The following is a 13,094-nucleotide window of genomic DNA, read 5'->3' as shown; positions in this document are numbered from 1 at the left end:
GGGCTGTGGCGCCGTGCCGACGCGTCCCAGTGCCATAGTACCCCTTGTGCGGTCGCGAGAATAAATCCTGCGGGGCGTCAATAGTCCTTCTCGCCGGCCTCGACGGTCGTCTCCAGCCAGTTCTCCGCCGGCGGGAGCGGGCAGGAGAAGGTCTCGCTGAACGCACAGAACGGGGAGTACGCCAGGTTGAAGTCGATGGTCACCTCGTCGCCGTCCGCCAGCGCGCGGTCGGGTTCCAGTTCCATGTACCGGCCGCCCTCGTAGGTCTGCTGGCCCGTCGTCTTGTCCCGGAACGGGACGAAGACGCCGTCGGAGTCGTCGTGTTCCTGACGGTAGCCCTGGAGAGTGTACTCCTCGCCGTCGACGTCGAACTCGAAGGCGACGACGCGGCGGTACTGGACGGTCCGGCCGTCGCTCGTCTCCATCTCCACCAGGTCTGGGTCGTCGTAGACGGCGACCCTCGCCTCGACGCGGTAGGTCGGGTCCGGGTCGAAGTAGTCCAGTCCGTCGAAGTCGTCGCGGTCGTCCGGCGGAATCGGCGACTGCCGGTGCTCGGCGAGAAAGCGGTCCTTCTCCGCGCGGTTCGCCCGAAGCTGGTCGGCCCAGCCCTCCGTCTCGTCGGTCATATCCCTGTTTCAGCGCCCGACCGCTTGAGTCCAGCGCCTTCGCCCGTCACCGATACGAACCCGCGTGGGCGGCGCGCTTTTGACGGTCCGGTCCCAGGCCCCGGTATGGAGCAGGAACTGGAGGCCGCGACGCGCGCCGAGGCCGTCGTGGACGCGCTCGGACTGCTGTACCACAACGACCTCGACCCCGACGACTTCATGCTGTTCCCGGAGGGCGACGGCGCGACCATCGAGACGGACGGCGACGCCGCCTACTGGGAGACGACCTTCGGCAACCGCGACGGCTTCGAGTGTCTCGTCCGCACCATCCTGAGCCAGAACACCTCCGACTCGGCCAGCCAACCCGCTCACGAGTCCCTGATGGACCGCTACGGCGACGGGGGCGACCTCGCGGCGGCTCTCGCTGACGCCGACCACGCGGAACTCGCCGAGACCATCAGGTCCGCCGGACTCTACAACCAGAAGGCGGAGAAGATAATCGGCGCCGCGGCGTGGGTCCTCGACGACTACGGCTCCGCCGACGACTTCGACGCGTTCGTCCGCGACGGCGACCCGGCGGCGGTCAGGGAGACGCTGCTCGGTATCGACGGCGTGGGGCCGAAGACCGCCGACTGTGTCCTGCTCTTTGCCGGCGGTCGCCCCGGCGTCTTCCCCGTCGACACGCACGTCCACCGTATCGCGCGCCGGATGGGCCTTGCTCCCGCCGACGCCGACCACGAGGCCGTCCGCGAGGCCCTGGAGCGGGACGTCCCGCCGGAGAAGTGCGGCTTCGGACACACGGCGATGATACAGTTCGGCCGGGACTACTGCACTGCCCGGAAGCCGGCCTGTCTGGACGACCCCGAGGCCTGCCCGCTGGCGGGCCTGTGCGACCAGGTCGGCGTCTTTCCCGATTCCGGCGAAGTCGTGGACCCGGCAGAAGCAACGGCAGAGTAGCTCAGGCCCGCCGCCAGAGCACGACCCCGGCCGCGGTGACGAGTGCGAACGCCACCAGCGCGAGGTTGGGTACTGTCAGCCCCAGCGGCTCCAGCCGATACTGGATGGCGGCACAGCCACCGCCGAACCCGCAGGACCCGTCGCTGGTCGCCTGGAGCCAGGAGTGGTACGTGGACACCGCGAGCCCCACGCCCGACAGCGGAAGCACCGTCCGGTAGACGCGGGGACGCGTCTCGTAGGCGGCGACGCCCAGCACGACGACGAGCGGGTACATCAGGATGCGCTGGTACCAGCAGAGGTCACAGGGGTACAGCCCCCACACCTCGCTCAGGAACAGGCTGCCGGCCGTCGCGACGAGGGCGACGACGGCCGCGCCGGCGAGCAGCCACCTGTCGCGGGGGCCAGCGGGGCGGGACACGGTCGAGTTTGGCGGCTCCGTCCCCATTAAGCGTTCCGAGGCCCAGCGGTGGTGTCTCGGGCCGACCTGAAACAACACGTGCTCGGACGACCTGGCGCCGACAGTTTGGACGGCCAAACCCGTTCGGAGCGATTTACTCGTTTTTAGCTATCTGATATAAAAATAATACCAAAATTATCGGAATTTAAATACTTGTATGACGTTTGCTCGAACACGTGAGTCGTACAAAAAATGGCGGCGGTACAGGGCAGGGGGAGTCGGGCTCCCCCCGAGACACCCGCGCTGAGCGGTGGCGCCGGGGTGGGAGCGGACCACGGAGACAAGCGAACACACAGACATGGCGTCTAAACCTCAGAACTGGTCGAACGTAGGGAACCGAACGGGCTCAGCGAACAGCGGCGTACTCAGGTGGCTCCACACCTACAGCGCGTGGCTGTGGCGACCGCTGGTCTACAGCTCCGCGTATCTCGCCCTCGTCGCCACAGCGGAGGTACTCCTGGTTGGTACCCTGCTCTCGCTCCCGCTCAGTCCCGCACCGGTGGTGGGTGGACTGGTGACCTTCGCCATCTACGCGAACGACCGGCTCGTCGACGTGGACACCGACGCCGCGTCGAACCCGAGACGCGCTGCCTTCGTCCGTCGCCACGGCCGGACGATGTACACACTCGCCGCTGTCGCCTACGGTTTCGCCGTCGCCATCTCGGCACTGGGTGGACCGGTGGCGTTCGCGCTCGCGGTGTTCCCGGGCGCGGTCTGGGTTCTGTACGCCGTCGACTGGGTGCCCACCGGTCGCCTCCACTTCGCGCGGCTGAAGGAGATTCTGGTCGTCAACTCGGCGCTGGTCGCCGCGGCGTGGTCGCTGCCGGTCGTCTTCGTTCCGCTCGCCTTCGGCGACGCTCCCGTCACGACCACCGTCGGGGTGGTGCTGGTGTACCTGTTCCTGGCGACGTTCGTGAACACGGAGATAGCGAACGTCGGCGACGTCGAGAGCGACAGACAGAGCGACGTCGCGACGATGCCCGTCGTCTTCGGTATCAAACGGACCCGGTGGGCGCTCTACGGGGTGACGCTGCTCGCCGGGGCCGTGGTCACGGCGGCGGCTGCCGGTGACTACCTGACGACGACGGCGACGGTGGCGCTCTCGGTCGGCCTCCTCGCGCTGCTCGCCGTGGTCTCACGCCTCGGCCGCGCGGACGACGACCAGCGCCTCGCCATCGCTGCCGAGTGCACTCGCCTGCCCGCGTTCGCAATCCTCGTTCTTCCCCCGCTGGTGGGCTAAGCGTCCCGCCGCGGGACACCGGACGACCTACGATTCGGTGTGGTCGTCCTCGTACATGTTCCAGGACACAGTCGACACCGTCTCGACCGGTTCAGCCTGTGGGTCGCCGTCAAGCCCGAGCGAGGCGGCCGTCGTCGACGGCGCCCCGGTGCGTGAGAGCGTCGGGACGTCGACGGTGACACGCAGTCCGCTGGGCTCGGCGTCCTCGAAGGTGACGTCGCCCCCGGCCGCCTCGGTGCCCCAGACGATGACCGCGAGTCCGAACCCGGAGCCGTGTTTCAGCGGCGTCTCGGTGCCCTCCTCGATGAGTGCCAGTTCCTCCTCGTCGATTCCCGGTCCGTTGTCCCGCACTACAACCTCGACGCGGCCGCCCCGGTGCGCTACCTCGACCCACACCGTCGGGTCCTCGCTCGTGTTGTGTTCGGCTGCGTTCGCGATGAGGTTCGAGAACACGTCGTCGAGGATGCTGTCGACGTAGATGTCCCGGGACAGCAGTTCGCATTCGACGGTGACGTCGGGATGTCGCTGCCTGACCTTCCCGATGGAGTTGCGGAGGATGTTGTTCAGGCGGACGGGCTGTGTCTCCTTGCGGCCCTGCTCGAAGATGTCGAGCACCGTCCGTATCTCCTCGCTTATCTCCTCTATCTCCATGGCGTTCTCCTGGACCGTCTGTGCCTTGCTCTCGCTGTTGTGGTCCGCGAGGTACTCGGCGTTGCCGACGATGACCTGCGTGTTCGTCCGGATGTTGTGCCGGAAGACCCGATTGAGAACTTCGAGGCGCTGCTGCTGTCGGAGGTGGTCGGTGATGTCGTGGAGGGTCACGATCTGCCCGGTCATCCGGCCGTGCGTGTCCGTGAGCTGACTCACGGAGACGTCGTAGCCCCGTGACCCCTTGCCGCTCTCGGGCCGGAAGACGGTCTGGCCCGACTCGGACTGCCCGCCGAGTTCCGCGTACAGCTGTGGCGTGACCTGCTCGACCGGACGACCCAGGATGTCCTCCGGGTCGGCGTCCAGGGCCGCCGCAGCCTGGTGGTTCATCGTGACGATGTGGCCGTGCCGGTCGAGGACGATGGCACCCTCCTGCATCCGGTCGAAGACCGACCGGCGGGCGGGTCGAATCGGTGCCGGACTCGTCCCGAACAGCTGAAAGCGCGTCAGTGCACCGAGATACGCGATGCCACAGAGCGAGAAGGCGACGGGCGTCGGGTCGACGTGGGCGGTCGGGAGCGCGTCGAGCAGGAACAGGGCGTTGGTCACCCAGGGGATGAGCGACCCGACGAGAATCGCCAGGCTCTGTCCCCGGAAGCTGTTGATTTCGCTCGTCACGAACTGGAGTATCGGAATCACGCCCAGGAGTCCGACGAGGTAGGTGTACCCGGCCAGCACCCAGAACCAGATTCCTGGCGACCGGCTCAGCATCGCCGTCCCCTCGCGCTCGACGAGCGTCGAGCCGACGTAGAAGAGGTTGTGGTAGTCGTTGGTCACGCCCAGCAGCGCGCTGACCACCGGCACCAGCGACACGAGAGCGATGTACTTCGGCTGGACGTACTGGCTGTACCCGGTGTAGTCGAGCGAGAACAGCAGCCACGCGACGGGCAGGAATGCGATGCCGAGCCAGGAGACGTCGACCCAGAATATCTTCGCCGCGAGGCCCGTCGCGTCCATCTGGAAGAACAGCGTCGCCGACCACCAGACCTGACAGGCCAGCAACACGGCCAGCGGGACCGCTCCTGGCTCCGGGCGCTCCCGCCAGGCGAGCAACCCGCCGGAGACGCCTATCCCGATGGTCGCCACGAGCGCCATCTTCATGGCGGTCAGCGCGGAGAGTCCCCCCAGAATCATGGTCGTCCCTCCGGGGTTACACCACGTCTTCCAGGTGGGTTCGTATCTCGGCGGCGTCCATCCCTTCGAGTCGGTCCAGCCCGTGCTGGACGACCAGCGGATAGAAGTGCCTGTTCTTCTCGAACTCCTCCTCGAACTCGAACTCGTACTCCGCCTTCAACACGTTGTACAGCCGCCGCAGTTCCTTCGTCTGGGACTCCGGGAGGTACATGTACGTCCCTATCTGCTCCTCCTTGACCGACACCGTCTCGTGGCCTCCGTCGTCGGCCTCGGCGCCGCCGTCTGTTTGCGACGGTTCGGGCGGGTTGGACGGCTGGGCAGACGCCGCCGCCTCAAACTCCGCCTCGCGCGTCTGCTCGCGTTCGATGCGCTCGGTCGACTGCTTGCGCCGCTGTCGGAGTCGTTCGGAGCGGTTGTCCGTCATGGCTTGGCCTCCCGGCGGAGGAACTGCCTGTCGAGGTTCTTCCCGATGTCCTCGAAGACGGGTATCTGGTCGGAGTCGGGTTCCTCGACGAACAGGGACGCGCCGTTCGTGAGTGCGCGCTGGAGCGACGCCCGCTCGCGGACCTTCCAGACTGGCGTGTCGTCGAAGGCGTCCTCTATCCAGGTTATCATCTCCTGGGCCTGTCGCTTCCGGACGTCGATGCGGTTGACGACGACGCCACACTCCCGTATCTGGATGCCGTAGTCCTTGTTGAGGGCGTCGATGTGGTCGAAGAGGAGTTCGAAGGCCCGCTTGCTCGTCGTCTCCGCGAGCGCCGGGATGAGGGTGTTCTGGGCGGCGTAGAGGGCGTTGTCCATGAGGTTACCGAGGAAGGGTGGGCAGTCGATGATGACGTAGTCGTAGTCGTCCTCGACGTATTCGAGGGTGAGAGCCAGCTGTTGGCCGGAGCGACGCGAGAGCGTCAGCTCCGGTTCGACGGCAGTCATGTCGATGTTCGAGGGCAAGAGGTCCATCTCCTGGTGTTCGAGCACGAGTTCGGAGATGCGGTCGCGCTGGTTCGGGTCGCTCAGCACGTCGAACAGCGACGGGGGGTCCTTGTCGTAGACCGACCGCATACCCAGGTTCTCCGTCGCGTTCCCCTGCGGGTCCAGGTCGACAAAGAGAACGTCGTGCCCCCGCTGATTGAGTGCGCCAGCCACATTGATGGCGACGGCAGTCTTGCCCACACCACCCTTCTGGTTGCTGACTGCCAGTTTAGCTGGTTCTGGCATACAAACCAAACAAACTACGAACAGATATTTATTACCACGTCAGACATCCGTCCGACGAACTTCAGTGTTTCGAGCCAAACCGCAACTTCTGCTGGCTATCGACCGGTGTCGCCTCGCGGGGAGTCCCCCTTTCAGAGGTCTCCGGCCGTCGGGCCGGTCGGGTCCTCTGCCGAGAGTCCGCCCTGGGTCAGGAGGCGGATGCTCGCGGCGGCGGCCACGACGTGCATCACCATCAACACGAGGACGCCCGGCACCGTCGCCGTCTCGTCGGCGAACAGCAGGGCGACGTCGGGGACGAACGAGAGGACGAGCACCACCACGGCGACTCGCACGAAGGTCCGGTCGACGGCCCCGCCGCGACGGGCGAGCAGCCAGTAGACGACCGTCGCGCCGGCGACGCCCACGACGGTCAGGAAGACGACCGGCGGGTACGACAGCGCCCGCAGGTCGGGGGCGATGCCGGTGGCCTGTGCCGCCGCCACCAGGACGGAGTTGACGACGACGGCGAGCAGCGCCGCAGCGCCGCCGCGAAGCGTCAGCGTCAGCCCGTCAGTGCTGGACATGCGCCACCTCCGTCGCCGGTTCCCCGGTCGCTGGCGTGAACGCCGCCCGGTAGTCCGCGACGTACTCGGCGAGCGGTCGCGGGTCCCGGCCGAGTATCCAGGACACGTCGTCGCTGACCCGGCCGGCCAGGCCGAGCCGGGCGGTGGTGTAGATGCCCAGCATCACGAGGACGAACCCCGGCTGCTCGCCCGCGTCGAGTTTCCGGCGGCCGAAGGCCAGCGCACCCGGCTGCCGGTAGGAGATATCGCGGCCGAGGACGTCGGAGAAGACGGCCGCGACCTCGTGGTAGTCCAGCGCTTCCGGCCCGGTCAGGTCGTAGGCACGGTTGACGTGGCCGTGCTCGGTCAGCGCCTCGGCGGCCACCGCGGCCACGTCGCGGGCGTCGACGAAACTCGTCGTGCCGTCTCCCGCGGGGACGAACAGTTCGTCGCGCTCCCGGATGTCCGCGGCGTGGACCTCGTCGAAGTTCTGCATGAAGAACGACGCGCGGAGGAAGGTGTAGGTGCAGTCGGCGTCGGCGACGTGGCGCTCGATGCGCCGGTGGGGCAACAGCGGGTTCCGCTCCGCGCCCAGCACCGACAGGACGACGACGTGGTGGACGCCGCTGCGGATGGCCGCGTCGATAGCGGAGTTGACGGTGCTTCCGACCCGGGTGATGTCGGGTGGCCTGACCACGAACAGGGTGTCTCCACCCTCGAACGCCCGGCCCCACGTCTCCGGTTTCGTGAAGTCGAACGCCACGGCGTGCTCGTCGTCGGCCGGCGGGTCACGGCTCAGCGCCCGGACGGTGCACTCCCGCTGGCCCAACTCCTCGACGACGAACTCGCCGACGGTTCCGGTCGCGCCGGTAACAAGGACTGTCGGCTCTGGGGACGCGTTCATACGCAACTATACGCTCGCCACGGAGATATAGGGTCCCGTCCGGGGGGTGGAAGTCGCTACCGGGTGTGGTAGCTAGACGAAGCGGAACGTTTCGAGGTTCTTCGGCGCGAAGGTCCGCATGTTGAACTCGTGGTAGAGCGCGGAGGAGAGGTCCTGCGTGGATGACTCGTCGCCGTGGACACAGAGGACCTTCTCGGGGCGGGGGTTCATCGTCCGGACGAAATTCTCCAGGCCCTGCCGGTCGGCGTGGCCGGAGAAGCCGTCGACGACTTCGACGTCCATCTTCAGCTTCAGGGTGTCGCCGCGGCCGCGGCCGTTGCCGTTGCCGATGGGAATCTCGTCCCAGCCGTTCTGGATGCGGCGACCGAGCGTCCCCTGGGCCTGGTAGCCGACGAAGGTCAGCGTCGAGTCGGGTTCGCCGCCGATGTGTTCGAGCCACGAGAGGATGGGGCCGCCCTCCATCATCCCTGACGTCGAGAGGATGATGCAGGGGCCGCCGTCGGCGACGTCCTGGCGCTCCTCCTCGCCGCCGTCGATGTGGTTGAACTGGTCGGCCAGGAAGGGGTTCTCGTCCTCGTGGAAGATGCGGTCACGGACCTCGTCGCGGAGGTACTCGGGATACGTCGAGTGGATGGCCGTCGCCTCCCATATCATCCCGTCGAGGTGGACCGGCACCTCGGGAATCTCGCCGTTGCGCATCGCCTCCTCCAGGACGAGCATTATCTCCTGGGACCGGCCGACTGCGAAGGCGGGCACGAGCACCTTCCCGCCGCGGTCGAGGGTGTTGTTGATGACGTGTTTGAGCTTTCGCTCGGAGTCTTCCTGGTCGGTCTGGTAGTCGTTGCGACCGCCGTAGGTCGACTCCAGCACGAGCGTCTCGACGCGCGGGAAGTCGTTGACCGCGCCGTTGAACAGGCGGGTGTCCTCGTAGTGGATGTCTCCGGAGAAGGCGACGTTGTAGAGCCCGTCGCCGATGTGGAAGTGGGTGACCGCCGAGCCGAGGATGTGGCCCGCGTTGTGCATGGTGAGTTTGATGTCCGGCGCGATGTCGGTCACGTCGCCGTACTCCAGCGGGATGGTGTGCTTGATCGCCTCGCGGACCATCTCGGAGTCGTACGGCGGGGCGCGCCCTTCCTTCGCGGCCACGTCGAGGTAGTCCAGCTGGAGCAGTCCCATCAGGTCACGCGTCGGCTCCGTCGTGTAGATGGGGCCGTCGTAGCCGTACTTGTACAGCAGCGGAATCAGCGCGGAGTGGTCGAGGTGGGCGTGGGTCAACACGACGGCGTCGAGGTTGCTCGCGCCCGCCCCCAGCGCTTCGGGCACCTGGAGGTAGGGGACCTCGTCCTCGGCGCCCGGCTTGTCGCCGCAGTCGATGAGGATGCGCGTCTCGGGCGTCGAGAGGATGAAGGCCGCCCGCCCGACCTCCCGGCAACAGCCGAGCGTCGAGATGCGGACGTACTCGTCGTCGGACATCTCCTCGCGGTGTATCTGCCGGCCGATGCGTTCGAGGATGTCCCGGCGCTCGTCGCGCTCCTGTTTCAGGAAGTTGCGGACGTTCTTGACCGTCGCTGACTCGATCGGCGGGGTGCGGACGACCTCCGGCGTCCAGCCGACCTCCTGGGTAATTTCCCGGAGTGTCGAGCCGTGGCGGCCGATGACCATGCCGGGCTTCTGGGCCTCGATGACGACTTCGCCGGTGTCGGGGTGGAAGTCCAGGTCCGTCACGCCCGCCTCCTCGGGGATGACCCGCATGATGTCGTCGCGCGCATCGTCCGGCCGCGCCAGGACGGAGGGGTCCGGGCGGACGGTGATGCGCTTGCGCAGTTGCGAGGCGAGTTGCCGGATGAGGTCGCCGTTCTGGGCGAACCGCTTGGGGTTGCGCGTGTAGACAACAAGCTCCGGCCCCTCGTAGGTCACCTCCGTGATGGTGATGTCGCTGGGGACCTCGTTCGTAATCTTTTCTCTCATCTCCTCTAACCGCTTGTCTACCGTACTCATAGCTGAAGAATGTGAATCGTCTGCCGTCTCGGTCGGCGCGCACCCTGCTGGTGCGGCACCTGACCAGGTTCGCAGTCTACAGTCGGATAAGTCATTGTTAGTGTTGAACGACCCCGAGTTCGGGGCGTAACTCCGGACAACAGGTAGCGCCCGGAAAACCGACCTCTAATCCATCGTAGACCACGGCGATTATAAAAGCCTTCGCAAACGTGTCATCCCACCGCTGCTCGCCAGTTCCGGGACTGTCCTTCGCCCGGTCTGCGGGCTGGCTCGCCGGCACCAAGAATCAAGCCGCCACGGGTCCCAGAAGCGGTATGCAACTCACACCGGCGACCGTCCGCGACCAGTGGGAGTGGGTCCGGGACCGCGAGGACGTGGTGGTCCCGCTCGTCAACGGCGTCCGCGCCGACCTCGGCGAGGCCTTCGACACCGAGGTGGACCCGATAACCGGCGCGCAGTACGTCGCGGCCGTCGACGAGGTGTTCGCCGACGGCGACCTCGCGGTCAACGTGGCGGCGCTGGTCGCGCTCCTGCGGTCGCTCGACGTCGAGGGTGACTACCCGGGCTTCGTCGTCGACGAACTCCTCGGCCGCGAACTCGCGGCGATGCTCGCCGGCCAGCAACCGCTCCGGTTGCTCGGGGAGGCCACCTTCCACTACGCAGACGTCCACACCCACGGCGACGCGGACGCGGCGGCCGGTGCGGACGACCTCGACGCGGCGCTGGCTGCGGGGGTCCAGACCCGGTTGCCGGGCTGGGACTGGACGGAGGGGGACAGTCCGTTCGCGGTCGAGTGAGCCACCGCCGTCGCTGACGTGCCCGCTCGGCGGAAAGACAGCGCGTTTATACTCGGCGTCGGTCACGTGTGTGTATGAGCGACAGCGAGCAGGAACTCGGCATCACCGAGTCCAAGGAGCACGCGACGGGCGAGTGGTACGCCGAACTCGTCCAGAAGGCCGGCCTCGCCGACTACGCCCCCATGGGCGGGTTCATCGTCACCCGCCCCCGCGGGTACGCCATCTGGGAGCGCATCCAGAACCACCTCGACGGCTGGTTCAAGGACACCGGCGTCCAGAACGCCTACTTCCCGCTGTTCATCCCCGAGAGCTTCCTGGAACGCGAGAAGGACATCGTCGAAGGGTTCGACCCCGAGGTCGCCTGGGTCACCCACGGCGGCTACGAGGAACTCGAAGAGCGCCTGGCCGTCCGACCGACTAGCGAGTCCATCATCGCGCCCTTCATGGCCCAGTGGACGCGCTCGCACCGTGACCTCCCGCTGCGCCTGAACCAGTGGTGCTCTGTCGTCCGCTGGGAGGCCACCGAGACCAAGCCGTTCTTCCGCACCAAGGAGTTCCTCTGGCAGGAGGGTCACACCGCCCACCACGACGAGGAAGACGCCTTCGAGGAGACGATGACGCGGCTCGACCAGTACGCCCGGCTCTACGAGGAGGTCATGGCGATGCCCCCGCTGAAGGGCCGGAAGCCGCCCCACGACAAGTTCCCCGGTGCGCACACGACGACCACCGTCGAGACGCTGATGCCCGACGGCAAGTCCGTCCAGGCCGCCACCTCGCACTACCTGGGCACCTCCTTCGCGGAGGCCTTTGACATCACCTACGTCGACGAGAACGAGGACGAGCAGGTGGCCCACACCACGTCCTGGGGCCTGTCCTGGCGGGCGATGGGCGCGCTCATCATGACCCACTCCGACGACCAGGGACTCGTGCTGCCGCCCGCGCTCGCGCCCAAGCAGGTCGTCATCGTCCCCATCTGGCAGGAGGAGAACAAGGAGGAGGTCGTCGGGTACGCCGAGGAGGTCGCCGAGGACCTGGACGCGGCGGGCGTGCGGGTCCACCTCGACGACCGGGAGAACCGCAATCCCGGCTTCAAGTACAACGAGTGGGAACTCAAGGGCGTCCCGCTGCGCATCGAAATCGGCCCCCACGAGGTCGAGGACGGGGAGGTCACGCTGGTCCACCGTCCCGACGGCGAGAGCGAGACGGCCGACCGCGCGGGCATCGCCGAGACGGCTCGGGAGCACCTCGACACCGTCTACGCGAAACTCTACGCCAGCGCCGAGGAGACGCTGGAGGGCGAGATTCGGGAGGCCGAGAGCCGCGAGGAGATTCTCGGGACCATCGGCCAGCACGGCGGCTACGTCAAGTGTGGCTGGTGTGGCGACGAGGACTGTGAGGACCCCATCAAGGAGGCCATCGCCGCGGAAATCGTGATGGTGCCCCTGGACCGCGACGAGGAGCCGATTCACGACGAGTGCGCAATCTGCGGCGACGAGGCCGAGGAGACGGCCTACTTCGCGAAGAGCTACTGACCGGACCGCGCTCACTCCGCTCGCGCGATTCTCTTTCTAAAGGCGCGCCGCCCCGCCCGATTCACCGAGCGGCGACGGCAGGCGGAGGTCGCTGAACTGTTCGAGTTGCTGGACGTCCTTGATGAGTTTGACCTCCTCGGTGACCGGGACGCCGACGCAGGTCAGCCGTGCGTTCATCACGTTGACCTGCTCGTCGCTGAGGACGTTGTTGCCGGGCATCGCGATGTCGCCCTCCTTGACCAGCACCGCGCAGTTGGCACACGCACCGGCCCGGCAGGCGTAGGGCCACTCGAACCCGCGGTTCTCGGCGGCCTCCAGAATCGTCTCGCCGGGCTTGACGACGATGCGCCCGTACTGGTCGGGGTCGAGGTCCGCCTTCGAGGCCTTCTCGAAGAGGTCGTTGTCGGTCACGGACCACCCCTCCGCGGCCAGGACGCCGTAGTCGAGGTAGTAGACCTGCGACTCGGTCTGGCGGAAGACCGGCACGTTCCGCTGCTGGTTGTACCGTGCGATGACGTCGATGGCCTCCTCGGCCGGTTCGGACTCCAGTTCCGTGAACCAGTCCCGAATCGTCTCCGCGGACAGGCCGTACTGGTCGGCGAGTGCGTCGATGTCTACCCCCTCTTTCTCCGCAATCGCCGTCACCAGCGGTCCGGTCGCCAGTTCGCCGAACCACTCGCGGATGTCCCCCGCCTCCATGTCGTACCAGTCGGCCAGGTCGTCTATCTCGACGCCCTGCTTGTGCGCGATCGCCAGCATCAGCCACCGGGCCGACTCCTTCCCCTCGACGTGGTCCAGCCAGTCGTGCAGGTCCCCCGTGTCGACGCCTTCGAGACTGTTCATAGGTACCAATTCTCTAGCAGCGTGCTAAACGCCGCAGGAAGTTCCCAGAACGTGGGGATTGTCCTACACAATTATTATTCATGTTTACGACCCCGCCTCGTCGGCCGGGTGAGAGTCGTCGCCGGTGCACGCCAGCGCGTGCGGCCTCTACGGCGGGATTCA

The 13,094-nt window shown here is 66.9% G+C and carries 13 protein-coding genes; 4 read left to right on the top strand and 9 right to left on the bottom strand.

Translation table 11 applies throughout. The annotated features are described in order from the left end of the window. Positions 1 to 77 precede the first annotated feature (77 nt). Positions 78 to 626: a DUF1684 domain-containing protein gene (locus tag WDJ57_RS03410; protein ID WP_338903928.1), complete on the bottom strand. Its 549-nt coding sequence runs from the start codon at positions 624 to 626 to the stop codon at positions 78 to 80. 105 nt (positions 627 to 731) lie between these two features. On the opposite strand from WDJ57_RS03410, the gene WDJ57_RS03405 reads away from it, so the two are divergent. Next, a complete protein-coding gene (locus WDJ57_RS03405) occupies positions 732 to 1,562 on the top strand; it encodes an endonuclease III domain-containing protein (RefSeq protein ID WP_380630200.1) in 831 nt (276 codons plus the stop codon). Between the two features lies 1 nt (position 1,563). Here WDJ57_RS03405 and WDJ57_RS03400 read toward each other — a convergent pair whose 3' ends face one another. Next, positions 1,564 to 1,980: a disulfide bond formation protein B gene (locus tag WDJ57_RS03400; protein ID WP_338903926.1), complete on the bottom strand. Its 417-nt coding sequence runs from the start codon at positions 1,978 to 1,980 to the stop codon at positions 1,564 to 1,566. Between the two features lie 337 nt (positions 1,981 to 2,317). Between WDJ57_RS03400 and WDJ57_RS03395 the strand changes: the two genes are divergently transcribed. Beyond that, on the top strand, positions 2,318 to 3,259 hold the full coding sequence (locus WDJ57_RS03395; RefSeq protein WP_338903924.1) for a UbiA family prenyltransferase: 942 nt from the start codon (positions 2,318 to 2,320) through the stop codon (positions 3,257 to 3,259). A 27-nt stretch (positions 3,260 to 3,286) separates the two neighbouring features. On the opposite strand, the gene WDJ57_RS03390 is transcribed toward WDJ57_RS03395, so the two are convergent. The 6 genes from WDJ57_RS03390 to WDJ57_RS03365 all read right to left on the bottom strand — a co-directional run bounded on the left by WDJ57_RS03390 (position 3,287) and on the right by WDJ57_RS03365 (position 9,760). Further along, entirely contained in the window at positions 3,287 to 5,101 is a 1,815-nt protein-coding gene (locus WDJ57_RS03390) for a histidine kinase N-terminal 7TM domain-containing protein (RefSeq protein ID WP_338903922.1), read from the bottom strand. Between the two features lie 16 nt (positions 5,102 to 5,117). Further along, a complete protein-coding gene (locus tag WDJ57_RS03385) occupies positions 5,118 to 5,525 on the bottom strand; it encodes a hypothetical protein (protein ID WP_338903920.1) in 408 nt (135 codons plus the stop codon). Then, positions 5,522 to 6,316, bottom strand: coding sequence for a ParA family protein (locus WDJ57_RS03380; protein ID WP_338903919.1), 795 nt, complete (start codon positions 6,314 to 6,316; stop codon positions 5,522 to 5,524). The genes WDJ57_RS03385 and WDJ57_RS03380 overlap by 4 nt, the downstream gene beginning before the upstream one ends. A 131-nt stretch (positions 6,317 to 6,447) precedes the next feature. Then, positions 6,448 to 6,879 (bottom strand): DUF6069 family protein, encoded by a 432-nt coding sequence (locus WDJ57_RS03375; RefSeq protein WP_338903917.1) that lies wholly within the window; start codon positions 6,877 to 6,879, stop codon positions 6,448 to 6,450. Further along, complete coding sequence (locus WDJ57_RS03370; RefSeq protein ID WP_338903915.1) at positions 6,866 to 7,762, bottom strand: NmrA family NAD(P)-binding protein; 897 nt, start codon at positions 7,760 to 7,762, stop codon at positions 6,866 to 6,868. The genes WDJ57_RS03375 and WDJ57_RS03370 overlap by 14 nt, the downstream gene beginning before the upstream one ends. Positions 7,763 to 7,834: 72 nt before the next feature. Further along, the gene (locus WDJ57_RS03365; protein WP_338903914.1) at positions 7,835 to 9,760 is read right to left on the bottom strand and encodes a beta-CASP ribonuclease aCPSF1; all 1,926 of its coding nucleotides are present in this window, start codon (positions 9,758 to 9,760) and stop codon (positions 7,835 to 7,837) included. A 314-nt stretch (positions 9,761 to 10,074) separates the two neighbouring features. On the opposite strand from WDJ57_RS03365, the gene WDJ57_RS03360 reads away from it, so the two are divergent. Together WDJ57_RS03360 and proS are read left to right on the top strand one after the other, a co-directional pair. After that, a complete protein-coding gene (locus tag WDJ57_RS03360) occupies positions 10,075 to 10,557 on the top strand; it encodes a hypothetical protein (protein ID WP_338903913.1) in 483 nt (160 codons plus the stop codon). A 74-nt stretch (positions 10,558 to 10,631) separates the two neighbouring features. Further along, positions 10,632 to 12,089, top strand: coding sequence for a proline--tRNA ligase (gene proS / locus WDJ57_RS03355; protein ID WP_338903911.1), 1,458 nt, complete (start codon positions 10,632 to 10,634; stop codon positions 12,087 to 12,089). 36 nt (positions 12,090 to 12,125) lie between these two features. Here proS and fer read toward each other — a convergent pair whose 3' ends face one another. Continuing rightward, positions 12,126 to 12,932: a ferredoxin Fer gene (gene fer / locus WDJ57_RS21575; protein ID WP_380630199.1), complete on the bottom strand. Its 807-nt coding sequence runs from the start codon at positions 12,930 to 12,932 to the stop codon at positions 12,126 to 12,128. Positions 12,933 to 13,094 lie beyond the last annotated feature (162 nt).

Origin of the sequence: Salinibaculum sp. SYNS191, from assembly GCF_037338445.1 — an archaeon.
GTDB classification, from domain to species: Archaea; Halobacteriota; Halobacteria; order Halobacteriales; family Haloarculaceae; genus Salinibaculum; species Salinibaculum marinum.
This window is presented reverse-complemented; position numbering and strand designations above follow the sequence as displayed.